This window comes from Mycobacterium sp. OAE908, from assembly GCF_017872775.1.
Taxonomy (GTDB): Bacteria; Actinomycetota; Actinomycetes; order Mycobacteriales; family Mycobacteriaceae; genus Mycobacterium.
This window is the reverse complement of sequence record NZ_JAGGJL010000002.1, coordinates 1,296,415-1,322,972: the sequence shown is the minus strand read 5'-3', so window position 1 is coordinate 1,322,972 and position 26,558 is coordinate 1,296,415. Positions and strand designations below refer to the sequence as shown.

The window sequence follows — 26,558 nt, the reverse complement described above, 5'->3', positions numbered from 1 at the left end:
GACTAGGGGACGGCTCGGCGTCGGGGGCGCCGCTCGCGGCGGAAGCCTCGTCGCTCCGCTCAGCCCGGAAGCCGACGGCCTCGACGGGTGCCTGCGGCACGGGGTCCCTTTCGCTTGGCTGGCAATGAATTCCCTATGTTAGCCGTCTAGGCCGCCGCAGGGCCTCACCATCCGGTCGGCAGCGGGTGGCCTTCGGCAAACCCCGCAGCGGACTGCACCCCGAGCACGACCTTGTCGTGGAGCTCGGCGATGCTCGCAGCGCCGACGTAGGTGCACGTGCTGCGCACTCCGGAGGTGATGTGGTCGAGCAGGTCCTCGACCCCACCGCGCGACGGGTCCAGCCCCATCCGCGAGGTCGAGATGCCCTCCTCGAAAAGCGCCTTGCGCGCACGGTCGAACGAGCTGTCGGCGGCGGTGCGGGCAGCGACGGCGCGCTTGGACGCCATGCCGTAGCTCTCTTTGTAGGGCTGGTTATCGCGGTCGCGCATCAGGTCGCCGGGCGACTCGTAGGTACCTGCGAACCATGAACCGATCATCACGTTGGCTGCCCCCGCTGCCAGCGCCAGTGCCACGTCACGCGGATGCCGCACACCACCATCGGCCCACACGTGGCCACCGAGTTGCCTTGCCGCAGAGGCACATTCAACCACCGCGGAGAACTGCGGCCTGCCAACGCCGGTCATCATGCGCGTCGTGCACATCGCGCCGGGCCCGACGCCGACCTTGACGATCGACGCGCCCGCGGAGATCAGATCGCGGGTGCCCTCCGCGGAGACGACGTTGCCCGCGGCAATAGGCAGCCCCAAGTCGAGCGACGACACCGACTTGATCGCTTCGAGCATCTTGAGCTGATGACCGTGGGCGGTGTCGATCACCAGCAGGTCGACACCAGCTTCGGCGAGCGAGCGGGCCTTGGCGCCGACGTCACCGTTGATGCCGACGGCCGCCGCGATGCGCAGCCTGCCCTTTGCGTCGACCGCGGGGGTGTAGATGCCGGCGCGGACCGCCCCGGTACGGGTCAGCACACCGGCGAGCGTGCCGTCCGGTTCGGTCAGCACCGCCACGTCGACGGGCGCGTGGTCGAGCAGGTCGAACACCTTGCGCGGGTCGGTGCCCGAGGGTGCGGTGACGAGTTCGGTTATCGCGATGTCGCGCACGCGGGTGAACCGGTCGACGCCCGCGCAGTTGGCCTCGGTGATCAGACCGATGGGACGGCCCTCGAACACCACGACCGCGGCGCCGTGTGCCCGCTTGTTGATCAGCGCCATCGCGTCTGACACCGAGTCGTCGGGGGACAGCACCACCGGCGTGTCGACTACCAGGTCGCGGCTCTTGACGAAGTCGACCGTCTCCTTGACCGCCGAAATCGGCAGATCCTGCGGCAGCACGACGATGCCGCCGCGGCGGGCGATCGTCTCGGCCATCCGGCGACCCGCCACCGCGGTCATGTTGGCCACCACCACCGGGATGGTGGTGCCGGACCCGTCGTGTGTCGAAAGGTCGACGTCGAAGCGGGACTGTACGTCCGAACGTCCGGGGACGATGAAGACGTCGTTGTAGGTCAGGTCGTAGGCCGGCGGATGGCCCTCGAGAAATCTCATGTCAGGTCGAGTCTAGTGGGTCACCGTCGTCCGGCGAGCAGACGCAAAAGTGCCCGAATCTGGCCGAAAAAGGGCACTTTTGCGTCTGTTCGGCGAAACCTAGGCGGGCACCTCGCTGCGGTCGCCGCTCCACAGGGTGTGGAACCGCGCGTCGCGGTCGGCGTCGATGCGGCCGTAGGTGTGGGCCCCGAAGAAGTCGCGAAGACCCTGGGTGAGTGCCGCGGGAAGCCGTTCGGTGCGCAGCCCGTCGTAGTACGACAGCGCCGACGAGAAGCCGGGGATCGGAATGCCCAGTTCGGTGGCGGTCACCACGACGCGGCGCCAGCTGTCGATCGCGGCCTCGATCGCCTCCCGGAAGTACGGGGCGGCGATCAGCGTCGGCAGGTCCGGGTTCTCGTCGAAGGCCTCCGTGATCCTGTTGAGGAACTTCGCCCGGATGATGCAGCCGCCACGCCAGATCCTCGCCATGTCACCGGGCGCGATGTTCCAGTCGTACTCGGCGCTGCCTGCCTGAATCTGGTTGAAGCCCTGTGCATAGGCGATGATCTTGGACGCGTACAGCGCCTTACTGACATCGTCGATGAATCGTGCTGCGTCGCTGGGCTTCTCGCCGAGATCGCCCGATGCCAGACCGGTCGTGGCCTTGCGCTGGGCCACCGAGCCTGACAGCGCGCGGGCGAAGACCGCCTCGGCGATGCCGGTCACCGGCACCCCGAGGTCCAGCGCCGACTTCACCGTCCAGCGGCCGGTGCCCTTCTGCTCCGCCTCGTCGAGGATGAGGTCGACGAGCGGCTTTCCTGTCTTGGCGTCGGTCTGACGCAACACCTCAGCGGTGATCTCGATGAGGAAGCTGTCCAGATCGCCGGAGTTCCACTCCGCGAAGATGTCCGCGATCTCGGGGGCGGTCTTACCCAGGCCGTCGCGCAGCAGCTGGTAGGCCTCGCCGATCAACTGCATGTCCGAGTACTCGATGCCGTTGTGCACCATCTTCACGAAATGCCCGGCGCCGTCGGGGCCGATGTGGGTGCAGCAGGGCACGCCGTCGACGTGGGCGGAGATCTCCTCGAGCAACGGGCCCAGCGACTCGTAGGACTCGGCAGGGCCGCCCGGCATGATCGACGGGCCGTTCAGCGCGCCCTCTTCGCCGCCGGAGATGCCAGCGCCGACGAAGTGCAGGCCACGCTCGCGCATCGCCTTCTCGCGGCGGATGGTGTCGGTGTAGAGCGCATTGCCGCCGTCGATGATGATGTCGCCCTCTTCCATCGCGTCGGCGAGCTCGTTGATGACGGCGTCTGTCGGGTCGCCCGCCTTGACCATGATCAGTACCCGGCGCGGCTTCTCAAGGGCGGCAAGGAATTCCGGAATCGTCTCGCTGCGAACGAATTTGCCCTCGGAGCCATGGTCGGCGAGCAACGCATCGGTCTTGGCGACCGACCGGTTGTGCAGTGCCACGGTGTAGCCGTGCCTGGCGAAGTTGCGTGCAATGTTGGAGCCCATCACGGCAAGACCGGTTACGCCGATCTGAGCGGTGCCGGTCGTGTCAGAGTTAACAGAGTCGCTCATTCAGGCGGCCTTCCGTTCTTTTGTTGTGGTGAGTTACGGCTACTTATCACTACGCGGTGAACAGCCGGTGTAATTCCGTCAGCCAGGGCACGGCCAGCGCCAGAGTAGGTATCACCAGCACGGCGGCCGCGGCGAGGTAGGCGCTCGCGGCGAGGGCGCGGCTGTTCGGCGCTCCGCCGAGTCGGCGGACCCGCAGCAGGGTCGTCGGACCGCCCGCGGCCAACGCACCCGAGGGGGTGCGCCCTGCGGCGCAGGCGACCAGCGCTCGGGCTAGGGGAGTAGGTCCGGCCGCGCGCACGGCGGCGTCGTCGGCGAGCATTTCGACGAGCAGGCGCACGGCGTCCAGCGCATTGCCGCTGCGGACGAACCGCGGGAACGCGGCGTGCACCGCGGTGAACATTTCCAGAACCAGGTCGTGACGGGCCCGCAGGTGCGCGCGTTCGTGGGTGAGAATCGCGTCAATCTCGCTGTCGGACAAGGATTTCAGTGTTCCCTCGCTGACCACCACACGGCTGCGCACGCCAGGCAGGCAATAGGCCAGCGGCTGCTTGACATCGAGGATGCGAAGACCGCTGGCCTTGGTACAGACCTGAGGCGGGTTCGACTCGTGTGACATGTCGAGGAGGTCGACCATCATCCGGTGATGGGCGCGCCTGCGCCGGGTGGCGATGGCAACCTGCACGACGGCGAACGTCAGCCGGGCCCCGATGACAAGGGTCAGCGCGAAGACGGCCACGAGGGCGCCCCACAGCGGCCAGCCCAGCGCCTCGATCTCACTGGTGACGGTTGCGGTCGGGCGACCGTCGGGCCCCGGCACGAACAGCCTGCTGGCGATTGCGATTCCGGCGGAGAATGCCGACAACACCGCGGCAAGTGCGATGGACTGCCACAGCACGATCGCGGCCCGCGGTGCGCGCTGCGGCCACGACGCCCGCGCCAGCATTGCCGGGACTGGTCCCGACAGGACCAGCGCGACGATGGTGAAGGCCAGCGCGGACACGCTGTCAGTATTTCTCAGCCGGTGCCCGGATTACCAGCGGGCGGGGATTGACTGTGTTTGCTTTCCAACTCGGCCAGCGCTCTGCGCAGTGCCGCGGCCTCGTCGGCGCCGACGCGTTCGACGAAGTGCACGAGCGCGGCTTCGCGGCTGCCGGAGTCCGACACCTGGTCGAGAGCGTCGACCATCAGCCCCGCGACCAGCTCGTCGCGGCCGTGCATCGGCGCGTATCGATGGGCGCGGTCGTCGCGATGCTGGACGACGAGGTTTTTCTTCGCCAGCCGCTGCAGCACGGTCATGATCGTTGTGTAGGCCAGATCGCGTCGAGCCGACAATGCCTCGTGGACCTGGCGCACGGTTTGGGGCTCGCCGGAGGACCACAGATGGTCCATCACAGCGCGTTCCAGTTCCCCAAGACGCGTCAGTTTTGCCATGTTCCGTTCATCTCCTACGGGCAGTAGATCCAGGGTACTACGGCGTTACTACGTTGCGTCGTATCGAACGCGTCAGCACAACGGCGCGGCCTCCCCGCCTTGTTCCGCCAGTGGTCATCAACATCGCCGCCTCGTCTTGTGAGTCGAGTCACAGGCGCTGGCCTCGCATCACCGCATGACTATAGTAAGGCTAACCTAACTGGACTTTGGGAGGTTCCCATGTCGGTGCTGATCGACGACCCGCTCATCTCGAGCATGACGATCAGGCAGACGCTGCCGCTACACGAATCCAGCGGCAGACTGCGCGCGCTCTACCCCGAATGCCCGCGGGTCTACGGCGTCGCCGTGATGGGCGACCTGTCGCGACGACGATGGTGGCCGCTGGCCGAGGCGGTGACGGCAGATCGACTGCAGGCGATGTACGACATCGCCGCGGCCGAGACCGACAGCCGGGCGGCCGTGGCCCAGCAGCTGGCCGCCACGCTCGCGCATGTCGTCGTGGGACGCGTCGTGCCGCTTCTGGTGGTCGAGGGCCGCGCATGGGACACCGGCCTGGAGAACCTCTGGGTGCACGTGGATTCCGAGGGCGCCATCGATTGGGTCGGCGTGGCCGATCCGCTGCTGCGGGCGCTGCCGGACGATCCGGATCTGGCCGGTCCCGGCATCGTCGCGTTGCCGAGCGAGGCGGCGCTGACGACGTGGGTCGCACACCGCTGCCACCGCGCACTCGATCCGCTGTTCGCGAGCCTGTACGAGGTGTGCGCCGGCGCCATGTCCGTCGCGTCGATGTGGCACATCGTCGGCGGCGCGGTCGTCAGCGCCGCAACACAGGTCCCGCTGCTAGCCGGTTCGAGCGAGTTGACGAGCATGCGGCGCGCGCAAGCCGTGCTCGACGCGCTGGTCGGCTTCGGCCTGCCGGTGCGCGGCACCAGCAGATCAAGTGCGCGGAAGGCCTTGCTAAATTAGGCAAGCCTTGCCTACTCTTAGCGAGGCTGCCAACCAAAGACCGAACCACCGGACCGCGCCGGAGTCCTGAGGGCTGCAGAGACTCCCGGTCCATTCGAAGGACGGGCCCCGCGCCATCGGCGTGGGGCCCGTCCGCTTTCATCGATCACTTGTCGACGGGACCGCCTGCCTCCGCCCAGTCCTTGAACGCACCGAGGTTGTAGACCTCGGCATAGCCCAGTTCCTTGAGCGCCTTGCCGCTCAGCGCTGCACGTCCACCGGACGCGCAGTACACAATCACCGTCTTGTCCTTCGCGAAACTCGGGTCGTGGTAAGGCGATTCGGGGTCGGCACGGAACTCCAGCATGCCGCGCGTGACGTGCACAGCGCCCGCCACTTTGCCGCTCTGTTCGACTTCCGGCGCGTCTCGAACGTCGACGACCAGGGCATTGCCCTTCGCGATCAGGTCCTGGGCCTGCTGTGGCGAGATCTTGGGGACGACTTCATTGGCAGCTGCGACGAGGTCTTTCGCGGTTTTGGCCATGCCCGACGATAGCCCCGGGCCGCTCGCATCGAAGTCGTCTGCGCCGTGTAGACAAAACCACGTGACGACAGACGTAGCCGGCCAGCTGGGCCAGGGATTCGACAATGAGCTCGGGCTGGAGTACCTCGAGCTCACGCCCGATGGGGGCCGGGCGCGACTGGATATCAAGGACAAGCTGTTGCAGCCGTGGGGCATCGTGCACGGCGGTGTCTACTGTTCGATCGTCGAAGGCGTCGCAAGCGTCTCCGCGCAGGTCTGGCTCCTCGAGAACGGTGGCGGTCACGTCGTCGGCGTCAACAACAACACCGACTTTTTGCGTGCGATCTCCTCGGGAACGGTCACCGCGGTATCGACGCCGATCCATCGGGGCCGCCGCCAGCAGCTGTGGCTGGTCACGATCACCGACGACGATGACCGCGTCATCGCCCGCGGCCAGGTGCGGCTCCAGAACATCCCCGCGGAGTAGCCCGATCTCGCGTGCGCTGCTGACTGCCGCGCTACGTGGCAATATCGCGCACTATGCGTCTGACCCCGCATGAGCAGGACCGGCTGCTCATCTCCTATGCCGCGGAGCTAGCTCGCCGCAGGCAGGCCCGCGGCCTGCAGTTGAACCACCCCGAGGCGGTCGCCGTGATCACCGACCACCTGCTCGAGGGCGCCCGCGACGGGCGCACCGTGGCGGAGTTGATGGTCAGCGGCCGCGAGGTGCTGTCGCGCGAAGAGGTCATGGAGGGCGTACCCGAGATGCTCTACGACGTCCAGGTGGAAGCCACGTTTCCTGACGGCACCAAGCTCGTCACCGTCCACCAGCCGATCCCGTGAAGCCGGGGGAGATCCTGTACGGCGACGGCGATATCGAGATCAACGCCGGAGCAGTGCGGTTGACCCTCGATGTGGTGAACTCCGGCGACCGCCCGGTTCAGGTAGGCAGCCATGTACACCTGCCGCAGGCCAACGCCGCGCTGCAGTTCGACCGCGATGCCGCATACGGTCATCGGCTTGATATTCCCGCAGGCACCGCTGTGCGGTTCGAACCCGGTGTGGCCCAACAGGTTTCGCTCGTTCCACTGAGTGGGTCGCGCGAGGTGCATGGGCTGACGCTCAATCCTCCTGGTCGATTGGACGCCTCATGACGGAGTTGTCGCGCGCCCGCTACGCGGCGCTGTTCGGGCCGACGACCGGCGACCGGATCAGGCTAGCCGACACCGACCTGTTGATCGAGATCACCGAGGACCGCAGCGGCGGCCCCGGCCTGGCAGGCGACGAGGCGGTGTTCGGCGGCGGCAAGGTTCTTCGCGAATCGATGGGCCAAGGCCGCGTCACCCGCGCCGACGGCGCCCCCGACACCGTCATCACCGGCGCGGTGATCCTCGACTACTGGGGAATCATCAAGGCCGACATCGGCATTCGCGACGGACGCATCGTCGCGATCGGCAAGGCCGGCAATCCGGACATCATGGACGGCGTTCACCGCGATCTGGTCGTCGGGCCGTCCACGGAGATCATCGCGGGCAACGGCCGCATCGTCACCGCGGGCGCCATCGACTGCCACGTGCACCTCATCTGCCCGCAGATCATGGAGGAGGCCCTCGGCGGCGGTATCACCACGATCATCGCCGGCGGCACCGGCCCTGCCGAAGGCAGCAAGGCGACCACCGTCACGCCAGGTTCCTGGCACCTGGCCCGGATGCTCGAAGCGCTCGACTCGTGGCCACTGAACATCGCGCTCCTCGGCAAGGGAAATACCGTCAGTGCGGAATCGATGTGGGAGCAATTGCGCGGCGGCGCAGCGGGATTCAAGCTGCATGAGGATTGGGGGACGACGCCTGCCGCGATCGACGCATGCCTTACGGTTTCCGAATCGGCAGGCGTGCAGGTCAACATCCACACCGATACGCTGAACGAGGCGGGCTTCGTCGAAGACACGCTGGCCGCCATCAAGGGACGCTCGATACACGCCTACCACACCGAGGGCGCCGGCGGCGGCCACGCACCCGACATCATCACGGTGGTCTCGCACCACAACGTGCTGCCGAGTTCGACGAACCCGACCCGGCCGCACACGGTCAACACGCTCGACGAACACCTCGACATGCTGATGGTGTGCCATCACCTGAACCCAAGTGTCCCTGAGGATCTCGCGTTCGCAGAGAGCCGCATCCGGCCGTCGACCATCGCCGCCGAGGACCTGCTGCACGACATCGGCGCGATCTCGATGATCGGCAGCGACGCGCAGGCGATGGGCCGCATCGGCGAGGTGGTGCTGCGCACCTGGCAGACCGCGCACGTGATGAAGCGCCGCCGCGGCGCACTCGAAGGGGACGGCAGGGCGGACAACAACCGGGCTCAGCGCTACGTCGCGAAGTACACCATCTGCCCGGCCGTCGCTCACGGCCTCGACGACCACATCGGCTCGGTCGAGGTCGGCAAGCTCGCCGACCTGGTGCTGTGGGAGCCTGCGTTTTTCGGTGTGCGCCCGCACGCGGTGCTCAAGGGCGGCATGATCGCTTGGGCCGCAATGGGAGACGCCAACGCCTCGATCCCGACGCCGCAGCCCGTGCTGCCACGGCCGATGTTCGGTGCCGCACCTGCAGCAGCCGCGGCCACGTCGGTGCATTTCGTGGCGCCACAGGCGCTCGAGGACGGATTGGCCGACCGGCTCGCCGTCAACCGGAAGCTGGTCGCGGTCTCGGACGTCCGCAAGATCGGTAAAGCCCAGATGCCGCACAACGACGCGCTGCCGCGCATCGAGGTCGATCCCGACACGTTCACCGTGCGCATCGACGGCGATGTCTGGCAGGAGCAGCCGGCAGCCGAATTGCCCATGGCGCAAAGATATTTCCTGTTCTGATGACCAACCTCTCGACGCTGCTGACGCTGACCGACTCGCGACTGCCAACCGGCGGGCACGTGCACTCCGGTGGTGTCGAAGAGGCGGTCAGCTCCGGGATCGTGGTCGACCTCGCGACACTGCGGGCCTACTTGAGCCGTCGCATCCGCACCGCCGGCCTGGTGACGGCGTCGCTGGCCGCCGCCGTGCATGCAGGCACCCTGACGATGTCCGATGCCGACCGCGAAACCGATGCCCGTACACCGGCTCCGGCGGCGCGGCAGGCGTCGCGGGCACAGGGCCGCGGTCTCGCACGGCTGGCGCGCCGGGTATGGCCCGACCATGACTGGCGCCCGCTCGGGACGACGCCGCACCTCGCCGTCGCCGCAGGCACCGTCGGCCACGCCGGCGGCTTGAACCCCGACCAGACCGCGCTTTCGGTCGTCTACACCACGATGACCGGCTCGGCGACCGCCGCGCAGCGACTGCTCGCACTCGATCCCGCCGACGTTGCCGCGCTGACGTTCGAGCTGTCGCCGCTGTGCGAGGCGACGGCCGCCGACGCCTGCAAGGAGCTTGCCGACCTGTCCGACCCGCTGCTCGACGTGCTGGCCCAGCGGCACAGCCAACGCGAACGCCCACTGTTCGTCTCCTGAAAGGCACAGGATCTTCGATATGCCACCGCATTACCTCGACGGCGAACCCCACGCACACACCGCGCGTCCGCGCCGCCAGCGGCAGCCGGGCGAACCGCTGCGCATCGGCGTCGGCGGTCCCGTCGGCTCCGGCAAGACCGCGCTCGTGGCGGCGCTGTGCAGGCAGCTGCGCGACGAGCTGTCGCTCGCGGTGTTGACCAACGACATCTACACCACCGAGGACGCCGACTTCCTGCGCCGCCACGCCGTGCTGGCCGACGAGCGGATCGCCGCGGTGCAGACGGGCGGCTGCCCGCACACCGCCATCCGCGACGACATCACCGCCAACCTCGACGCGATCGACGACTTGATCGCGCGCAATGACCGCCTCGACCTGATCCTGGTGGAATCCGGCGGCGACAACCTGACAGCCACGTTCTCCTCGGGTCTAATCGACGTGCAGATCTTCGTCATCGACGTTGCCGGCGGTGACAAGGTGCCGCGCAAGGGCGGGCCAGGGGTCACCTTCTCGGATCTGTTGGTGGTCAACAAGACCGACCTGGCGCCGTTGGTCGGCGCCGACCTCGACGTCATGCGCCGTGACGCGGCCAAGGTCCGCGGCGAGCGGCCGACGGCGCTGATCTCGTTGACGGAAGATCCCGCCGCGAGCGCGGTGTTGGCGTGGGTGCGCGAACAGCTATGCGTTCCGACGTCCTGATCGTCGCGCAGCGCGACCGCGCGCCGCGCATCGAATGCGGGGGAGGACTCGCGGCCCGCCGCACCGAACCCGATACCGTGCACCTGGTTTCGGCGGCGGCCACCCCGCTTGGCGGCGACGCGATCCACGTCCGGGTCGTGGTGGAGGAGGGCGCGCGACTGCGGGTGCGTACGGCAGCGGCGACCATCACGTTGCCCGGATCGGCGACGCCGGAGTCGCATGCGTTCTGGACCCTCGAAGTGGCGGGCGATCTCGACCTCGATCCGCAGCCGACCGTCGTCGCAGCCACGTCGCGTCATTTCACCTCGACCCGACTCGAGTTGGCCGCATCGGGCCGGATCCGCCTGCGCGAGCGCATCCAGATCGGCAGATCCGATGAGCGGCAAGGCTTTTGGTCCAGCTCGTTACACGCCGACGTGGACGGCTGTCCCTTGTTACGGCATCGCATCGAGCTTGGTCACGGCACAGTGGCCGACGACGCACTGGGCACGCCGATGGCATGCATCAGCGAATTCCACTATCCGGACAGCGACGTGCAGACCGAAGGGGTTGCGCTGGCGCTGGCAGGCGGGGGCTGCCTGTCGACCTGGCAGGGCGACAGGCTCTAACTGGCCGCCTTCTCTTTGTCCTGCACGGACGCCGCTATCTCCTGCAGCTCTTCAATCCTGGTGCGCGCGTAGGCCTGCTGCTCGGTGATGGTCAGGTTGCCGCGGGCCGTCGACAGGAACGTCACGGTCCACGACAGCAGCGTGGTGATCTTGGTCTTGAATCCGACGAGGTAGACCAGGTGCAGCACCAGCCACGCGAGCCACGCGATGAAACCACCGAATTCCAGCGGACCGACCTTGGCGACCGCGGAGAACCGCGACACAGTCGCCATCGAGCCCTTGTCGAAGTACTGGAACGGTTCGCGCTGCGTCCGGTCGGCGCCCTTCAGCTCGGCCTTGATGGCCTTCGCCGCGTACTTGGCGCCCTGGATCGCGCCCTGCGCCATGCCGGGCACCCCTTCGACAGCCGCCATATCACCGACAACGAAGACATTCGGGTAGCCCGGGATAGTCAAGTCCGGCAACACCTTGACGCGCCCGGCGCGGTCCAACTCCACCTCGGACTGCTCGGCGAGGTCGCGACCGAGCGGGCTCGCAGACACACCGGCTGACCAGACCTTCGTCGAAGACTCGATGCGGCGAATGCCGTTGGCGTCCTTGACCGTGATGCCGTTGCGGTCCACATCGGTGACCATCGCGCCGAGCTGAATCTCGACACCCATCTTCTCCAGCCGGGCCTTGGCCTTGTTGCCCAGCTTCTCGCCCATCGGCGGCAGCACCGCCGGTGCGGCATCGAGCAGGATCACCCGCGCCTGCGTCGAATCGATATGGCGGAAAGCCCCTTTGAGCGTGTGGTCGGCGAGTTCGGCGATCTGCCCGGCCATCTCGACACCGGTGGGACCGGCGCCGACAACGGTGAATGTCAGCAGCTTCTCGCGCCGGGCGGGATCGCTGGAACGCTCCGCCTGTTCGAACGCGCCAAGGATGCGGCCGCGCAGTTCGAGCGCATCGTCGACGGTCTTCATCCCCGGCGCCCACTCCGCGAAGTGGTCGTTACCGAAGTAGGACTGGCCCGCCCCGGCCGCGATGATCAGCGTGTCGTAGGGCGTGACGTAGTCGTGGCCGAGCAGCTCGGACTTGACCGTCTTGTTGGCCAGGTCGATGTGCGTGACGTTGCCCAGCAGCACCTGGACGTTCTTCTGCTTGCGCAGAATGATCCGGGTGGGCGGGGCGATCTCGCCCGACGAGATGATGCCAGTGGCCACCTGGTACAGCAGCGGCTGGAACAGGTGATGCGTGGTCCTGGCGATCATCTTGATGTCGACGTCGGCGCGCTTGAGTGCCTTGGCGGCGTTCAGCCCTCCGAACCCCGAACCGATGATCACTACCTTGTGTCGATCAGTTGCAGTGGCTCCGGGATGGCTCATTTTGGGCTCCTCGACGGACTACACGTGCAGTTATACAGACACTACGGTAGCCGCCCCGCATCCCGACAAAACGGTGAGATTTGCCACCCCGCCCGGGATTACCCGAGCAGCGGCTTCAACTTCTCGGCCACCGCCGTGATGCCGCCGGGCTGGTACCCGTTCAGGCTCGTCACCGGGCTGAGGATGACCCCGTCGACACCCGCGTCGATGACCTTGGACTGAATCTGGTCGGCCACCGACTCTGCGCTGCCCACCGCTGCACGGTCCTTGAAGTCGTCCGGTACCAGATCGGGACCGACCTTCTCATCGATGACCGCCATCACCAGCATGCTGGTTTCCAGCGTCGACGGATCGCGACCGATCTCCTCGCAGCGCTCCTTGACCACGGCGACTTTGCGCGGCAGCTCGCTGAACCCGGCGATGATGTTCAGGTGGTCGAAGTACTTGGCCGCCAATGGAATTGTCTTCTTCTCGCCGCTGCCGCCGATCATCAGTGGGATGTGGTCACGGAACCGCGGCTCGGCCATCGCCTCCTTGGTGCGGTAGTAGCGGCCCTCGAAGGTCGGCCGCTCGCCTTTGAGCATCGGCAGGATGATCTGCAGCGCCTCATCGAGCTTGTTGAAGCGGTCGGTGAAGGTGCCGAACTCGTATCCGAGCGAGTCGTGCTCGAGTTCGAACCACCCGGTGCCGATGCCGAGAATGGCGCGGCCCTGGCTCGCCACGTCCAGCGTGGTGATCGCCTTGGCCAGCAGCGTCGGGTTGCGGTAGGTGTTGCCGGTGACGAGCGTGCCGAGTTGGACGTTCTTGGTGACGGTAGCCAGCCCGCCGAGGGTGGTGTACGCCTCGAGCATCGGCTGATCAGGCGTGCCAAGACCGGGCAGCTGATAGAAGTGGTCCATCACGAAGACGGAGTCGAAGCCGGCCGCGTCGGCTTCTTGCGCCTGGGCGATGACGGTCGGGAAGAGCTGTTCGACGCCGGTGCCGTAGGAGAAGTTGGGGATCTGAAGTCCGAGTTTGATGGTCACGCCTTCACGCAACCACAATTAAGCGGGGCGGTCACCCCGTTTAGCTTCGGGCGAACGAGGGAATATTCAGCCGAACTGTGCCAGCGCGCCGTGACTGACGTGCAGTGTCTGGCCGGTGATGTGCCGCGCAGCAGGAGTGGTCAGGAACAACGCCAGCCGAGCGATCTCCTCGGCGACCGGAGCCGGGGTGCGGGAGAGGCCGTCGTAGCCGGGCTCGGCGTTGCGTCCGGAGGCCACCGCGTTGACGGTGATCCCGCGGGTGCCGAAGTGCGTGGCCTGGCCCGCGGTCCAATCGGAAATCGCGGCCTTCACCGCGGCCTCGGCGCTGCCCTCGCGGGGCTGCTCGGGGATGACGTTGACGATCGACCCGCCGGAACGCAGGTGATCGCCGAGGATCTGCACGGTCAGCACCGCAGACAACGCGGTCGAGTCGAGGGTGTTCCGCCATGCCGCGGCCAGGTCGGCCAGCGTGTAGGTGCGCGGATCGCCTGCGTCGAAGCGCGGCGCAGGCACGTTCACGATGGTGTCGAGGTGGTGGGGGAACTGGCTGCGCGCCTCTTCGAGGCTGACCGGGTCGGTGTTGTCGAACACGATCGCGTCGACGTCGAGCTCCTTGGCGGCGACCTCGAGGTCGTCGCGGCGGGCGCCTGCAATCACGACTCGGTGGCCTGCGTCGCGGAAGCCCTCCGCGACCGTGCGCCCAAGATCGGTATCGCCGCCGGTGACGAGCACCTCCATCACAAGGACCTCCCTGCCTTCGTTCAACGCTGAACCCCAGCGATCCTGGCTCATGTTACTGGACAGTAGCTAGGGCGTGAAATTCGACACGACAACAGTTCGGTGTACGTGTCATAGGGTCGGGATTTGTGCTGCCCCGCTGGATATACGTCCCCGCGGCGATGGGCGCGCTGTTCGTGGTCGTGCCATTGATCGCGGTCGCCGCCAAGGTCGATTGGCCGCGCTTCTGGTCGCTGATCTCCAGCGAGTCGTCGACCACGGCGCTGCTGCTCAGCCTCAAGACCGCGGCGGCCAGCACGCTGCTGTGCCTGCTGCTCGGCGTGCCGATGGCGTTGGTGCTGGCGCGCAGCAATGCCCGCGTGGTTCGGATCGCCAGGCCGCTGATCCTGTTGCCGCTGGTGCTGCCGCCGGTGGTCGGGGGGATCGCGCTGCTGTATGCGTTCGGCAGGCTCGGGCTGCTCGGCGAGTATCTCGACGCCGCGGGCATTCAGATTGCGTTCACCACGACGGCGGTGGTGCTGGCGCAGACTTTTGTCTCGCTGCCGTTCCTGGTCATCGCGTTGGAAGGCGCCGCCCGCACCGCGGGAGCCGACTACGAGGTGGTCGCCGCGACGCTCGGGGCCAAGCCGACGACAGTGTGGTGGCGGGTATCGCTGCCGCTGCTGGCGCCAGGGCTCATCTCCGGTGCAGTGCTGGCGTTTGCGCGGTCGCTGGGGGAGTTCGGTGCGACGCTGACCTTCGCCGGTTCCCGTGAGGGTGTCACTCGCACACTGCCTTTGGAGATCTATCTGCAGCGCGAGAGCGACGCCGACGCCGCGGTTGCGTTGTCCCTGCTTCTGGTCGCAGTCGCCGCGGTCGTCGTCGTCGGACTGGGCAGTCGGCGGCTGCGGGGCACCGATGCCTGGTAGCCGACGATGACCGGGGTTGCGTTGCGGGCAGTCGTCGAAAACCGCGGTGTGGACCTCGAATTCGACGTCGCCGCCGGCGAAGTGCTGGCTGTGCTCGGGCCGAACGGGTCGGGCAAGTCGACGGCGCTGCATGTGATCGCCGGCCTGGTGCGGCCCGACCGCGGGGAAGTGCGCGTCGGCCAGCGCGTGCTGACCGACACCGCGACCGGTGTACACGTGCCGACCCACGACCGCCGCGTCGGTCTGCTGCTGCAGGACGCGTTGTTGTTTCCCCATCTGACCGTCACCGGCAACGTCGCGTTCGCCCCTCGCAGTTCCCGTGCCGCCGCGGCACATTGGCTCGCCGAGGTCGACGCGGCCGAACTCGGCGACCGGATGCCGAGGCAGTTGTCGGGCGGACAGGCTCAGCGGGTGGCATTGGCGCGGGCGCTGGCCGCAGAACCCGACGTGTTGCTGCTCGACGAACCGCTGGCGGGCCTCGACGTCGCGGCGGCCACCGCGATGCGCAAGGTGCTGCGCCGCATGCTGGCCCGTGACGGCCGATCCGCCGTTCTGATCACCCACGACCTGCTCGACGTGCTCACCCTCGCCGATCGGGTACTCGTGCTCGAGGCCGGCCGGATTGTCGAGAGTGGTTCGGCTGCAACGGTTTTGGCTACCCCGCGGAGCCGGTTCGGCGCGCGCTTCGCTGGCGTCAACCTCGTCGGCGGCACCGCGGACGCCGACGGCGTACTGACGACGCAGTGGGGGACCTCCTGGCATGGCAGCCCGGGGCCGGACCTGGGGGCCGGTGAATCGGCGGTGGCGTTGTTCAACCCTGCCGCCGTCGCCGTATACCGCGACAAGCCGCATGGCAGTCCGCGCAACACCGTCGAGGTGACGGTCGCCGAACTCGACAGTCGTGGTGCGGTGGTTCGCGTACGCGCCGACGAGCAACCTGACGGCGCTCCGGGCCTGGCCGCCGACATCACCGCCGAATCTGCGGCCGAGTTACGTCTGGTGCCGGGCGATCGCGTTTACTTCTCGGTGAAGGCTCAGGAGGTCACCGTGCATCCGGGCCCGTAACGGACCGGCTGGCGGGCGCGATCAAAACGTTGCGAATCGGCCACAAAACCGGGGGCATCAGTGAGAACACACGCCCCGCGCGACGCGCGGGGGCCTCGCCATGCCAGCAATCATCTGAAATAGGTTCTCTCAGTAACTATTTGGTATACAGCAATCTTTCAGCTGAGCACTTTTTGAGCAACTCGCACTTGCGTCACGGCCGTAACACGGTAGTTTCTTCCACATGCTTGAGCCGGAACACCGCAAGGGCCTCTCGAAGACACTGGCGATCGCTGCGCTGACCGGTGCCTCCGTGGTGGTGCTGTCACTGCCGTCGGTGGCCAATGCCGATCCGACGACGCCGCCTCCGCCGCCACCGCCCTCGGGCAATACGTTCCTCAACGGGCCGCCTCCGGAGGCGCCTGCGCCGCCGCCGCCCGCCGATCCCAACGCACCTCCGCCGCCTCCCGCCGATCCCAATGCGCCGCCGCCGGATCCGAACGCGCCGGTGCCGGCACCCGCTCCACCGCCGGAGCCGGGTCGGGTCAACAACTCAGCGGGCGGCTTCAGCTATGTGGTGCCTGCGGGCTGGAAGGTGGCCGACGCCACCCAGCTGTCCTACGGGCAGGCACTGTTGAACAAGATCCCGCCGCCGGAGGCAGCCCCCGGTCCGAACGGGCAGCCGGCACAACCGCCCAGCGACACCAGCGTGCTGCTCGGCCGGCTTGACCTGAAGCTGTTCGCGGGCGCGGAGACGGACAACACGAAGGCAGCCCAGCGGCTCGCATCCGACATGGGTGAGTTCTTCATGCCGTTCCCCGGCACGCGCGTCAACCAGCAGACCGTTCCGCTCAACGCGGGCGGCATGGACGGCGTTGCGTCGTACTACGAGGTGAAGTTCACCGACGCGAACAAGCCGGTCGGCCAGATCTGGGCGGGCGTCGTCGGAGCACCGACCGCGCCCGGCACACCGCGCGGACAGCGTGCCCCTGAGCGCTGGTTCGTGGTCTGGCTCGGCACCGCCAACAATCCGGTGCCGAAGGACCAGGCCGTGACGCTGGCTCAGTCGATCCGGCCCTACACCGCGCCGCCACCGCCGCCGCCGGACCCGAACGCGCCTCCGCCACCCGCGGGCGGTACCACCGCGCCTGGGCAGAATCCGAACGTCGGCGTGCCGGTCCCGGTCGACCCGAACAGTGCGCCCGGGATGATGCCTGCGGGCTAAGCGCTAGCGGCGGTCGGCTGTTACGGGCCTACCCACGGCGGTTGGCCGTTCAGATTATTGGCGTCGACGACGAAGCAGGGCATGCTCCCGCCGAAACCCAAGACGCCGACGGTCTGGCAGCGCTGGAAGGTGCCGTCGGGTGCGATGGGTCCGTCGCATATCTCCCCGCCGCCCCACGGCGTCCATCCGCTCTGGCATCCAGCGTTGGCCGGAGCGGCCAACGCGACGCCGCTCGCTACCAACCCGCTGACCGCTAGTGCGACAAATGCTTTCATTGTTCACCCCTTATTTCGCTGTCCCCGGCCCGTTATATCCAGGTTATGCCGCCGTGACCGATTGCGAATCGGGATTTTTCCTACGGATTCCGCGGCGCTCGACGACCTGCGGAAACAATTGACGTTCTGGCCCATTTCGGGTCAGCAACCTTACCCGCGGCCGGGATACCGTCTATATCATGATTTGGCACGTCATCTGGATGCTCATTCTCGGATTGATTGTCGGCGCGATCGCTCGATTCATCGTGCCCGGCAAGCACGACATGGGCTTGATCCTGACAGCGCTCCTCGGGATCGTGGGCGGCTATGTCGGCGGCACGTTAGGCAGCGTTGTCTTTCCGCCGCACGAATTCACGGTCACCCCACCGATCAATCATTCCTTCCTCGGCGCCCTCGTTGGGGCAGTGATCCTGTTGCTGGTCTTCGGCTTCGTGAAGGGACGAACGTCTAAGACTTAGCCCGAGTCCCGACGGGCGCGCACCATAGGTGGATGGCCGCCCCAACCATGACCGCGTGGCGGGTCCGTCGACCGGGCCCGCTCATCGCTCGCCCGCTGGATCGCGTCACTGTCGGGATGCCCCGGCCGGGGCCGGGCGAACTCCTGGTCGCCGTGCACGCCTGCGGCGTGTGCCGCACCGATCTCCACGTGACCGAAGGCGACCTGCCGGTGCACCGCGCCGGTGTGGTCCCCGGCCACGAGGTGGTCGGGGAGGTCGCCGAAGTCGGCCCCGATGCCGGCGACGAGTTCACCGTCGGCGACCGAGTCGGCATCGCGTGGCTGCGCCACACCTGCGGGCAGTGCAAGTTCTGCATCCGCGGGCAGGAGAATCTCTGCCCAGAGTCTCGCTACACGGGCTGGGACGCCGATGGCGGATACGCCGAATTCGCCACTGTCCCTGCGGCTTTCGCGCATCATCTGCCCTCGGGGTATTCCAACACCGAATTGGCTCCATTGCTGTGCGCGGGCATCATCGGCTACCGCTCACTGCAGCGAGCCGAGCTGCCTGCGGGCGGCCGGCTCGGCATCTACGGGTTCGGCGGCAGCGCCCATCTCACTGCCCAGGTGGCCATCGCGCAGGGCGCAGAGGTACATGTCATGACCCGCGGCGAGCATGCCCGCGAGTTGGCGCTGTCACTGGGTGCGGCCTCGGCGCAGGGCTCCACCGACCGGCCGCCGGCGCCACTGGACTCCGCGATTCTGTTCGCGCCCGTCGGCGATCTGGTGCTGCCCGCGCTCGAGGCCCTCGACCGAGGCGGCACGCTGGCGATCGCGGGCATCTATCTCAGCGACATCCCGGCGCTGAACTACGAGCGCCACTTGTTCCAAGAGCGTCAGGTGCGATCGGTGACGTCCAACACCCGCAACGACGCCCGCGAGTTCCTCGCGTTCGCCGGTCAGCACCACATCGACGTGACCAGCCCGGAATATCCGCTCGCGCAAGCGGATACGGCACTGTCGGACCTGAGCGAGGGCCGCATCGCAGGCGCAGCGGTGCTGTTGGTCTAGAGCGCTGCCAGTGCCGCGCCGAGCCGGCCACGCAGGTCACCCTCGCCGTACCAGTAGAGCGGGCCGCTGCCGTCGGAAAGCACACGGCGCAGCCGCGCCATCCCGCGTGCGCACACCGGCTGAGGAGAGTGCAGCCGCAACGTGATCGTGTCGATCAGCTCTTCGGCCGCCGCAATGTTGCGGGCGTGCAACGGAATCCGCGATGAGAAGACGGCTCCGGTGTGGGAGTCATTCACGGCTGTCCGTAGCGACCGGGCAATGGCTTCGCGTTCGGCGGTCGACGTCAACCGTGCCTGATGCGCAGCGAGCGCGCTGCCGGCCGGAGCCGGAACGCCGACGGCAAGCTGATGGTCGAACGTGTCGGCACGCAACCGCGCGATCAGCCGAGCGACCAGCGACGGCCGCGACGCAGCGCTCCGCCACTCGGCGTCGCTCACGACGGAAAACAGATCGGGCGAAATCCTGTTGTTCGACATCTCCACTACCTCTTGCCTGGAAAACCGCGCTCAAACCTCGTGACTATCTAACACGCTATACCGGTCATGCATGACCAGTCAAGTTGATTTAACGGTCATGCGCGTCTAGACTGGCCGCATGACGAGAGCGCCTGGGCGCTGGACTGGCGACAACGAGGAGAGACCTGCGCCGGCCCCGCTCGATCGGATCCAGTCGCTGGTGAACACCATCGACATCGAGATCGGGCAGGACCGCCTGGCGGACCCCGACGATGCCCTGCCGTGGCTTGTCGACAACAACCTGCTGGCGCCGCGGGCCAACCTGTCGCAGGAGGACCTTGACCTCGTCCGTGCTGTGCGCGAGGCGCTACGAACAATGTTGGTACACAACGCGGGCGGGCCGCCACCGAATAAAACAGCGCTGGGCGTGTTGAGGGCCGTCGCGGACACCGGCAGCGCCCGCGCGGATCTCGGCGACGACGGTGAAATCCGCTTAGCGGCGGCCGGTGATTCGTTGCGCGAGCGACTGGTCGACCTGCTGCTGATCATTCGCGACGCTCAGCGCGACGGCAGTTGGGCGCGGTTGAAGGCCTGCGCAAACGACGAATGCCGGTGGGCGTTCTACGACCGGGCGCGCAACCACGGCGGCACCTGGTGCGACATGGCGGCGTGTGGAAACAAGTTGAAAAACCGAGCGTTTCGCGCCAGGAGCAAGGCGCGCTAGTCAGGTCGACAGGTGCCACACCAGGGCGGCGGCCAATGCGCCCAGCCCGTTGAGCGACCAGTGCAATGCAATCGGGGCGATCAGGCTGCCGCTGCGCCTGCGCAGCCAGGTGAACACGAAACCAGCGAACGCCGTCGCCGCGACCGCAAGCACCACACCCGCGACCGTGCCGAACACGCCACCGCCGAAGATCCGGGTGAAGCCGACGTTGCTGCTGGTCAGGCCCAGCGAGGTGGCGATGTGCCACAGGCCGAACAGCAACGAGCCCGCCGCCGCCACGCCCCGGAAGCCCCAGGCGCGGTTGAGTGCGCCGTGCAGAACGCCGCGAAACGCGAGTTCCTCGGGGATGACGGTCTGCAGCGGGATGATCACCATCGAGGCGATCAGCGCGCCCGACACCGTCGCGTAGTTGTTGTTCATGAACATCGGCCGGGTCCAGGGCAGCAGCATGCCGACCGCGATCACGGTCAACACCACCGCTACAGCGGCAACCGCGTAACCGGCGCCTGCCTTCCAGTGTTCGCGGCTCAGGCCGAGTTCAGCCCAGCCGAGACCACGCGAACGCACCAGGATCAGCAGGCCGACCGCGGCCGCGGGCACGGTGGCGATGCTGGCCCACGGCGTCGTGAAGTGCGCGATCACATTGGTCAGCGCCAACACCACCACGACCACGCCGATGTCGACATAGGTGCGCATGTGGTGCAACGCAGCCAACTGGCCCACGACGGGGGCAACCACCTGCTCGGACATTGCACCCGAGTATACGGGTGACCGCTGTCACCGCTCGAAGGCAGAATCCCAGGTCCAACCCGATATCTTCGGGTCGTCCTCGCCGTGCTCGCGGGTGTAGCGCCGGGCGGCCAACCGGGCATCGAGCATCCGCTGACGGAGCACTGCGGCGCGGTTGGCGAGCCCGGGCACCCGGTCGATGACGTCGAGCACCAGATGGAACCGGTCGAGGTCGTTGAGCATCACCATGTCGAAGGGTGTCGTCGTGGTGCCGCGCTCCTTGAACCCACGCACGTGCATCTGCGCGTGGTTGGCCCGGCGATACGTCAGCCGGTGAATCAGCCACGGGTAGCCGTGGTAGGCGAAGATCACCGGCGTGTCGGTGGTGAACAACGAGTTGAACTCGTGGTCCGAAAGCCCGTGCGGGTGTTCGGAATCCGGTTGCAGCCGCATGATGTCGACGACGTTGATCACACGGACCGCCAACTCGGGCAGTTCGCGCCGCAGGATGTCGGCGGCGGCCAGCGTCTCGAGCGTCGGGATGTCGCCCGCGCATGCCAGCACCACATCCGGCTCACCGGTGGCGCTGCTGGCCCACTCCCAGATCCCAAGGCCGCGGGTGCAGTGGGCGATCGCGGCGTCCATGTCCAGGTACGTCAGCGCCGGTTGCTTACCCGCCACGATCACGTTGACGTAGTCGCGGCTGCGCAGGCAGTGATCGGCGACCGAGAGCAACGTGTTGGCGTCCGGCGGCAGGTACACCCGTACCACTTCGGCCCGTTTGTTCGCGACGTGATCGATGAACCCGGGATCCTGGTGCGAAGCCCCGTTGTGGTCCTGACGCCAAACATGGGATGTCAGAAGGTAATTCAGCGACGCGATCGGCTGCCGCCATGGCAGTTCCCGGTTGCGGGTCAGCCACTTGGCGTGCTGGTTGAGCATCGAGTCGACGATGTGCACGAACGCCTCGTAGCAGTTGAACAGTCCGTGCCTGCCGGTCAGCAGGTAGCCCTCGAGCCAGCCCTGGCACAGATGCTCAGAGAGCACCTCCATGACGCGGCCTTCGGGCCCGAGGTTCTCGTCGTCGGGCCCGGTTTCCGCCAGCCACGCCTTGTCGGTCGCCTCGAAGACCGTCGCGAGCCGGTTCGACGCGGTTTCGTCGGGCCCCATCAACCGGAAGCGGTCGGGGTTGCGGGCGATCACGTCGCGAAGGAAGGCGCCGAGCACGCGGGTGGCCTCGGCGGTTGACGCCGCGGGGTTGTCCACGGCGACGGCGTAGTCGGCGAAATCGGGCAGATCGAGATCGCGCAGCAGCAGCCCGCCGTTGGCGTGTGGATTCGCACTCATTCGGCGCTGCCCGGTCGGTGCCAACGCCCGCAGCTCGGGCCGCAGCACGCCCTGCTCGTCGAACAGTTCCTCGGGCGCATAACTGCGCAGCCACGTCTCGAGTTGCGCCATGTGCTCGGGGTTGGTGTGCGTCTCGGACAACGGCACCTGATGCGAGCGCCAGGTGTCCTCGACCTTCTTGCCGTCCACCTCCTTCGGGCCGGTCCAGCCCTTGGGGGTGCGCATGATGATCATCGGCCACAGGGGCCTGCCCGCCTCACCGTCCAGCCGCGCCGCCTGCTGGATCGCGCCGATCTGATCGAACGCCTCGTCCAACGCGGTGGCCAGCTGCTGATGCACGTTTGTCGGATCGTCCCCGGCGACCGTGATCGGCCGGTAGCCGTATCCGTAGAACAGCGATTCCAACTCCTCCTGGGGGATGCGCGCCAGCACCGTCGGGTTGGCGATCTTGTAGCCGTTGAGGTGCAGGATCGGCAGCACCGCGCCGTCGGTGACGGGGTTGAGGAACTTGTTCGAATGCCAGCTCGTCGCCAGCGGACCCGTCTCGGCCTCGCCGTCGCCGATCACGCACGCCACGATCAGATCCGGGTTGTCGAAGGCGGCGCCGTAGGCGTGCACCAGCGCGTAGCCGAGCTCACCGCCCTCGTGGATCGAGCCTGGCGTCTCCGCGGCGACATGGCTGGGGATGCCACCGGGAAATGAGAACTGGCGGAACAACTTTCGCAGTCCGTCGACATCCTCCTCGATGCCCGAGTACACCTCGCTGTAGGTGCCCTCCAGATATGCGTTCGCAACCAGGCCTGGACCGCCGTGGCCTGGACCGGTGACGTAGATGACGTTGAGGTCGCGGTGCCGGATGACACGGTTCAGGTGCGCGTAGATCAGGTTCAGCCCTGGCGTGGTGCCCCAGTGGCCGAGCAGCCGCGGTTTGATGTGCTCGGCGACCAATGGGTCACGCAGCAGCGGGTTGTCGAGCAGATAGATCTGGCCAACCGACAGGTAATTGGCGGCGCGCCAGTAGGCGTTGATCAGTTCGAGTTCGCGATCGGACAGCGTCGGGGAAAGGGCTTGGGCGGTCACTTGGTTCATCATCGTCTCGGCGGGTGAACAGCAGTAGGGGCCTAGTACCCGAATCGCTGAACCTCAAGCATTAGCCTGACGGTCGTGCTCGGATTCGCGGTGCCGCAGTTCGGGGAGTCAGCCGCCTTGGCCGTCGGCGAGCTCGCCCGTTTCGCGTCGACAGCCGAACAACTCGGCGCCGACAGCCTCTGGGTCGGGGACAGGCTGCTGGCAGCGGTCAATCCGACCGTCGGCTACGTCGGCTCAGACACCGTGCCCGAGCAGTTCCGCACCAACCTGGATCCGTTCATCGCGCTGACGGTGGCTGCTACCGCCACCACCACGGCCCGGCTGGGCAGCAGCGTGTTCGTGGCGCCGTGGTACCCGCCGGTGCAGTTGGCCCGGCAGTTGACGAGCATCGACGTGATCAGCGGCGGCCGCCTGCTGCCCGGGTTCGGCATCGGCTGGTCACCCGAGGAGTACCAGGCCGCAGGCGCACCGTTTCGTCGCCGCGGCGCACAACTCGACGAACTCCTGGACACCCTCCATGCGCTGTGGACCGCCAATCCGGTTCGACATGACGGCGACCGGTGGGCCATCCCCGAATCATGGGTGAACCTCAAGCCGATTCAGCGTCCGCACCCGCCGATCTATCTGGGCGCGTTCACGCCCGCCGGTCTGGCCCGCATCGGCAGGCGCGCCGACGGCTGGATGGCCGGGGTGAACGTGCCGGCAAACGTGAGCCTCGACATGCTGCGCTGGCAGCGGCACACGATCGACGAGGCGGCCCGCGCCGCCGGCCGTGACCCTTCGACGATCCACACCTACGTGCGGGTCAACGTCGCCGAGGGCACACCGGTCGACACGGTCGCCGATGCCGTTGCGCTGCTGGCCGACAACGGCTATCCCGACGCGTTCGTCGACCTGCAGTACGTGGCGACCGACACCGACGCCCACTTGGCCTGGGTGGAACGGCTGCTGGCCCGGTGAGAAAAGGACTTCTCGAGGGCGTTCGGGTGCTCGACAGCGGCGGCGCGGACTCCGATGCAGTCAGCCGGCTGTTCGCCGACCTCGGCGCCGACGTGCTGAAAATCGAGCCCCCGCAAGGCAGTCCGGCGCGACAGGCGCTGCCCAGCATGGGCGGCGTGAGCATTCCGTTCGCGTTACAGAACGCCAACAAGCGCGGCGCGGTACTCGATCCAGGCGATGCCACCGATCGCGAACGGCTGATCGAGCTGGCAGGCTCGGCCGACATCGTGGTGGACGACGGGACGTTGGCCGCCTATGGCACCTCGTGTGCGGCGCTGGCCGAGCAGTTCGAGCAGCTGGTGGCAGTGTCGGTCACGGATTTCGGGGCAACAGGCCCGCACGCGTCGTGGCAGGCGACCGACGCGGTGCTGTACGCCATGTCGACCGCGCTGTCGCGCAGCGGTCCGACCTCGGGCACGCCGGTGCTGCCGCCGCTCGGAATTGCGTCGGCCACCGCAGCGGTGCAGGCCGCATGGGCCGCCCTCGCCGCCTTCTATCGCCGATTGCGTTGTGGCACAGGTGAATACATCGATTTCTCCCGATACGAGGCGGTGGTGCAGTCGCTCGATCCGCCCTTCGGCTCGGAGGGTCAGGCGGCTGTGGGGCTGAAGAAGTCCAACGAGTTGTGGCGTGGCAGGCCGCGAAATCAGCAGCTGTACCCCATCTTTGCGTGCCGGGACGGATATGTGCGCATCTGCCTGCTGTCACCACGGCAGTGGCGGGGCATGCGCGGGTGGCTGGGCGATCCCGAGCAGTTCGTCGACCCGAAGTTCGACACCATCGCGGCGCGATACGCGGCATCGCGCGAGTTGAACGAGGCTCTCGCGGATTTGTGCGCCGGGCAGACGATGGCCGACCTGGTTGCCGAGGGGCAGCGCCGCGGGGTGCCGATCGCAGCGGTGCTCACGCCCGCGCAGGCGCTGTCGTCCGAGCATTTCCAGGCCGTCGGAGCGCTGGTCGATGCCGAACCGGGCGTTTCGGTCCCGGTTGGGCCGTTCGTCGTCGACGGCGCACACGCCGGATACACCGACCCTGCGCCGTCGCTGGGAGCCGACGAAACAGCCTGGGCGACAGAGCGTCCCGAGAGGACAGCGGCCGATCCCATCACTCGGCCGTTCGAGGGAATGCGGATCCTCGACCTCGGTGTGATCGTGGCCGGCGGGGAGCTTGGCCGGTTGTTCGCCGACCTCGGTGCCGATGTCATCAAGATCGAGAGCGCCGCGTATCCCGACGGCTTGCGGCAGACCCCGCCCGGCATGGTGATGAGCAGGTCGTGGGCGTTGACCCATCGCAATGAATACAGCCTCGGCCTGGATCTGCGGCATCCCTCGGGTGGCGCATTGTTCGAGAAGTTGGTCGCAGGCGCCGACGCGGTGTTCGCCAACTTCAAGCCGGGAACGCTTGCGTCGCTTGGTTTTTCCTACCAGCGGCTGCGTGAGCTCAACCCGCGCATCGTGCTGGCGGAGAGCAGCGCGTTCGGGGCCACCGGCCCGTGGAGCGAGCGGATGGGCTACGGCCCGCTGGTGCGGGCCACCACCGGCGTGACCTGGCTGTGGACCTCGAAGGACGCACCGCTCGGCAGCTTCTACGATGCGACCACGATCTTCCCCGATCACGTGTCGGCCAGGCTCACCGCGGTCGCGGCATTGGCCGCGCTGATCGGCCGCGACCAGACCGGATCCGGCGCGCACGTACATATTTCACAGGCCGAGGCCGCGGTGAACCAACTGGCCACCTCCTATGTCGCCGACGAGGCCCGCGCCGCGGGCCAACCGATCGTCGACGATCCCGCGGTGCATGTGGTTTGCCCGTGCGAAGGCGACGACGAGTGGTGCGTGATCTCGCTGCGCGACGATTCCGACCGCGCGGCGCTGTCGGCGGTCACCGGCGGTCTGGAACCCGCTGACTGGACGCGGACCCGCGACAAGACGGACGTCGCGCATGCACTGCAACGCGCGGGCGTGCCCGCCGCCCCGATGTACCGGGCCGTCGATGTGCTGGCCGACCCACAGCTGACGCATCGAAACATGTTCAGCGACATGGCTCATCCGCTGTTCGACGCGCCGATGCCGACCGAGACCGGACCCGCGCCCTATATCCACATCCCACCCGCAGAACTGCGCCCTGCCCCGATGCCCGGCGAGCACACGCTCGAAATCTGCCAGAAGCTGCTGTCCCTCGACGCGGACGAGACCGATCGACTGCTCGCCGACGGAGTTTTGTTCACTCACCAGGAGAGACCAAACTAGAC

At 67.4% G+C, this 26,558-nt stretch carries 28 protein-coding genes; 16 read left to right on the top strand and 12 right to left on the bottom strand.

All coding sequences use genetic code 11. From position 1 onward, the window contains the following. Window positions 1-164 precede the first annotated feature (164 nt). From J3E61_RS31650 to J3E61_RS31635, 4 genes are all read right to left on the bottom strand, one after another. Complete coding sequence (locus tag J3E61_RS31650; protein WP_192722648.1) at window positions 165-1,601, bottom strand: GuaB1 family IMP dehydrogenase-related protein; 1,437 nt, start codon at window positions 1,599-1,601, stop codon at window positions 165-167. A 99-nt stretch (window positions 1,602-1,700) separates the two neighbouring features. Beyond that, on the bottom strand, window positions 1,701-3,164 hold the full coding sequence (gndA, locus tag J3E61_RS31645) for an NADP-dependent phosphogluconate dehydrogenase (RefSeq protein ID WP_192722649.1): 1,464 nt from the start codon (window positions 3,162-3,164) through the stop codon (window positions 1,701-1,703). A 49-nt stretch (window positions 3,165-3,213) separates the two neighbouring features. Continuing rightward, window positions 3,214-4,164, bottom strand: coding sequence for a M48 family metalloprotease (locus J3E61_RS31640; protein ID WP_192722650.1), 951 nt, complete (start codon window positions 4,162-4,164; stop codon window positions 3,214-3,216). Window positions 4,165-4,178: 14 nt separating this feature from the next. After that, the gene (locus J3E61_RS31635) at window positions 4,179-4,595 is read right to left on the bottom strand and encodes a BlaI/MecI/CopY family transcriptional regulator (RefSeq protein ID WP_192722651.1); all 417 of its coding nucleotides are present in this window, start codon (window positions 4,593-4,595) and stop codon (window positions 4,179-4,181) included. A gap of 219 nt (window positions 4,596-4,814) precedes the next feature. Between J3E61_RS31635 and J3E61_RS31630 the strand changes: the two genes are divergently transcribed. Continuing rightward, window positions 4,815-5,561 (top strand): iron reductase, encoded by a 747-nt coding sequence (locus J3E61_RS31630; protein WP_210086572.1) that lies wholly within the window; start codon window positions 4,815-4,817, stop codon window positions 5,559-5,561. A 145-nt stretch (window positions 5,562-5,706) separates the two neighbouring features. On the opposite strand, the gene J3E61_RS31625 is transcribed toward J3E61_RS31630, so the two are convergent. Continuing rightward, the gene (locus J3E61_RS31625; RefSeq protein WP_210086571.1) at window positions 5,707-6,084 is read right to left on the bottom strand and encodes a rhodanese-like domain-containing protein; all 378 of its coding nucleotides are present in this window, start codon (window positions 6,082-6,084) and stop codon (window positions 5,707-5,709) included. A 61-nt stretch (window positions 6,085-6,145) separates the two neighbouring features. Here J3E61_RS31625 and J3E61_RS31620 point away from each other — a divergent pair, with 61 nt between their 5' ends. The 7 genes from J3E61_RS31620 to J3E61_RS31590 are packed head-to-tail and all read left to right on the top strand — an operon-like array spanning window position 6,146 to window position 10,875. Then, window positions 6,146-6,550 (top strand): PaaI family thioesterase, encoded by a 405-nt coding sequence (locus tag J3E61_RS31620; protein WP_210086570.1) that lies wholly within the window; start codon window positions 6,146-6,148, stop codon window positions 6,548-6,550. 53 nt (window positions 6,551-6,603) lie between these two features. Next, window positions 6,604-6,906 carry an urease subunit gamma gene (locus tag J3E61_RS31615; protein WP_210086569.1) on the top strand — a complete coding sequence of 101 codons (303 nt, stop codon included), beginning with the start codon at window positions 6,604-6,606 and terminating at the stop codon, window positions 6,904-6,906. Then, a complete protein-coding gene (locus J3E61_RS31610) occupies window positions 6,903-7,217 on the top strand; it encodes an urease subunit beta (RefSeq protein WP_210086568.1) in 315 nt (104 codons plus the stop codon). The genes J3E61_RS31615 and J3E61_RS31610 overlap by 4 nt, the downstream gene beginning before the upstream one ends. Then, on the top strand, window positions 7,214-8,935 hold the full coding sequence (locus J3E61_RS31605; protein WP_210086567.1) for an urease subunit alpha: 1,722 nt from the start codon (window positions 7,214-7,216) through the stop codon (window positions 8,933-8,935). The genes J3E61_RS31610 and J3E61_RS31605 overlap by 4 nt, the downstream gene beginning before the upstream one ends. After that, window positions 8,935-9,570, top strand: coding sequence for an urease accessory protein UreF (locus tag J3E61_RS31600; protein WP_210086566.1), 636 nt, complete (start codon window positions 8,935-8,937; stop codon window positions 9,568-9,570). Before J3E61_RS31605 ends, J3E61_RS31600 begins: the two co-directional genes overlap by 1 nt. A gap of 19 nt (window positions 9,571-9,589) precedes the next feature. Beyond that, on the top strand, window positions 9,590-10,267 hold the full coding sequence (gene ureG / locus J3E61_RS31595; RefSeq protein WP_210086565.1) for an urease accessory protein UreG: 678 nt from the start codon (window positions 9,590-9,592) through the stop codon (window positions 10,265-10,267). Further along, the gene (locus tag J3E61_RS31590; protein WP_210086564.1) at window positions 10,249-10,875 is read left to right on the top strand and encodes an urease accessory protein UreD; all 627 of its coding nucleotides are present in this window, start codon (window positions 10,249-10,251) and stop codon (window positions 10,873-10,875) included. The genes ureG and J3E61_RS31590 overlap by 19 nt, the downstream gene beginning before the upstream one ends. Here the strand turns inward: J3E61_RS31590 and J3E61_RS31585 are convergent. The 3 genes from J3E61_RS31585 to J3E61_RS31575 form a co-directional block, all read right to left on the bottom strand. Beyond that, window positions 10,872-12,242, bottom strand: coding sequence for an FAD-dependent oxidoreductase (locus J3E61_RS31585; protein WP_192722661.1), 1,371 nt, complete (start codon window positions 12,240-12,242; stop codon window positions 10,872-10,874). The two genes, J3E61_RS31590 and J3E61_RS31585, sit on opposite strands and share 4 nt — an antisense overlap. 98 nt (window positions 12,243-12,340) lie before the next feature. After that, on the bottom strand, window positions 12,341-13,267 hold the full coding sequence (locus J3E61_RS31580) for an LLM class F420-dependent oxidoreductase (RefSeq protein WP_210086563.1): 927 nt from the start codon (window positions 13,265-13,267) through the stop codon (window positions 12,341-12,343). Between the two features lie 66 nt (window positions 13,268-13,333). Further along, the gene (locus J3E61_RS31575; protein ID WP_210086769.1) at window positions 13,334-14,005 is read right to left on the bottom strand and encodes an SDR family oxidoreductase; all 672 of its coding nucleotides are present in this window, start codon (window positions 14,003-14,005) and stop codon (window positions 13,334-13,336) included. Between the two features lie 161 nt (window positions 14,006-14,166). On the opposite strand from J3E61_RS31575, the gene modB reads away from it, so the two are divergent. The 3 genes from modB (at window position 14,167) to J3E61_RS31560 (ending at window position 17,182) form a co-directional block, all read left to right on the top strand. Continuing rightward, window positions 14,167-14,913, top strand: coding sequence for a molybdate ABC transporter permease subunit (gene modB, locus J3E61_RS31570; protein WP_210086768.1), 747 nt, complete (start codon window positions 14,167-14,169; stop codon window positions 14,911-14,913). Between the two features lie 6 nt (window positions 14,914-14,919). Then, window positions 14,920-15,978, top strand: coding sequence for an ATP-binding cassette domain-containing protein (locus J3E61_RS31565; protein ID WP_210086562.1), 1,059 nt, complete (start codon window positions 14,920-14,922; stop codon window positions 15,976-15,978). Between the two features lie 223 nt (window positions 15,979-16,201). Beyond that, window positions 16,202-17,182: an alanine and proline-rich secreted protein Apa gene (locus J3E61_RS31560; RefSeq protein ID WP_210086561.1), complete on the top strand. Its 981-nt coding sequence runs from the start codon at window positions 16,202-16,204 to the stop codon at window positions 17,180-17,182. A 20-nt stretch (window positions 17,183-17,202) separates the two neighbouring features. Here J3E61_RS31560 and J3E61_RS31555 read toward each other — a convergent pair whose 3' ends face one another. Next, complete coding sequence (locus tag J3E61_RS31555; protein WP_210086560.1) at window positions 17,203-17,457, bottom strand: hypothetical protein; 255 nt, start codon at window positions 17,455-17,457, stop codon at window positions 17,203-17,205. A 179-nt stretch (window positions 17,458-17,636) separates the two neighbouring features. Between J3E61_RS31555 and J3E61_RS31550 the strand changes: the two genes are divergently transcribed. Beyond that, window positions 17,637-17,915, top strand: a complete 279-nt coding sequence (locus J3E61_RS31550) for a GlsB/YeaQ/YmgE family stress response membrane protein (protein ID WP_192722666.1) — start codon at window positions 17,637-17,639, stop codon at window positions 17,913-17,915. 32 nt (window positions 17,916-17,947) lie between these two features. Further along, complete coding sequence (locus tag J3E61_RS31545; protein ID WP_210086559.1) at window positions 17,948-18,964, top strand: zinc-binding alcohol dehydrogenase family protein; 1,017 nt, start codon at window positions 17,948-17,950, stop codon at window positions 18,962-18,964. On the opposite strand, the gene J3E61_RS31540 is transcribed toward J3E61_RS31545, so the two are convergent. After that, the gene (locus J3E61_RS31540) at window positions 18,961-19,440 is read right to left on the bottom strand and encodes a hypothetical protein (protein ID WP_192722668.1); all 480 of its coding nucleotides are present in this window, start codon (window positions 19,438-19,440) and stop codon (window positions 18,961-18,963) included. The genes J3E61_RS31545 and J3E61_RS31540 overlap by 4 nt on opposite strands. A gap of 118 nt (window positions 19,441-19,558) precedes the next feature. Here J3E61_RS31540 and J3E61_RS31535 point away from each other — a divergent pair, with 118 nt between their 5' ends. Continuing rightward, a complete protein-coding gene (locus J3E61_RS31535) occupies window positions 19,559-20,143 on the top strand; it encodes a CGNR zinc finger domain-containing protein (protein ID WP_210086558.1) in 585 nt (194 codons plus the stop codon). Here J3E61_RS31535 and J3E61_RS31530 read toward each other — a convergent pair whose 3' ends face one another. Beyond that, window positions 20,144-20,893: a CPBP family intramembrane metalloprotease gene (locus tag J3E61_RS31530; RefSeq protein WP_210086557.1), complete on the bottom strand. Its 750-nt coding sequence runs from the start codon at window positions 20,891-20,893 to the stop codon at window positions 20,144-20,146. Between the two features lie 27 nt (window positions 20,894-20,920). Beyond that, window positions 20,921-23,308, bottom strand: a complete 2,388-nt coding sequence (locus J3E61_RS31525; RefSeq protein ID WP_210086556.1) for a phosphoketolase family protein — start codon at window positions 23,306-23,308, stop codon at window positions 20,921-20,923. Window positions 23,309-23,383: 75 nt separating this feature from the next. On the opposite strand from J3E61_RS31525, the gene J3E61_RS31520 reads away from it, so the two are divergent. Together J3E61_RS31520 and J3E61_RS31515 are read left to right on the top strand one after the other, a co-directional pair. After that, a complete protein-coding gene (locus J3E61_RS31520; RefSeq protein ID WP_210086555.1) occupies window positions 23,384-24,268 on the top strand; it encodes a TIGR03619 family F420-dependent LLM class oxidoreductase in 885 nt (294 codons plus the stop codon). Next, window positions 24,265-26,556: a CoA transferase gene (locus J3E61_RS31515; RefSeq protein WP_210086554.1), complete on the top strand. Its 2,292-nt coding sequence runs from the start codon at window positions 24,265-24,267 to the stop codon at window positions 26,554-26,556. The genes J3E61_RS31520 and J3E61_RS31515 overlap by 4 nt, the downstream gene beginning before the upstream one ends. The last annotated feature ends 2 nt before the right edge of the window (window positions 26,557-26,558 follow it).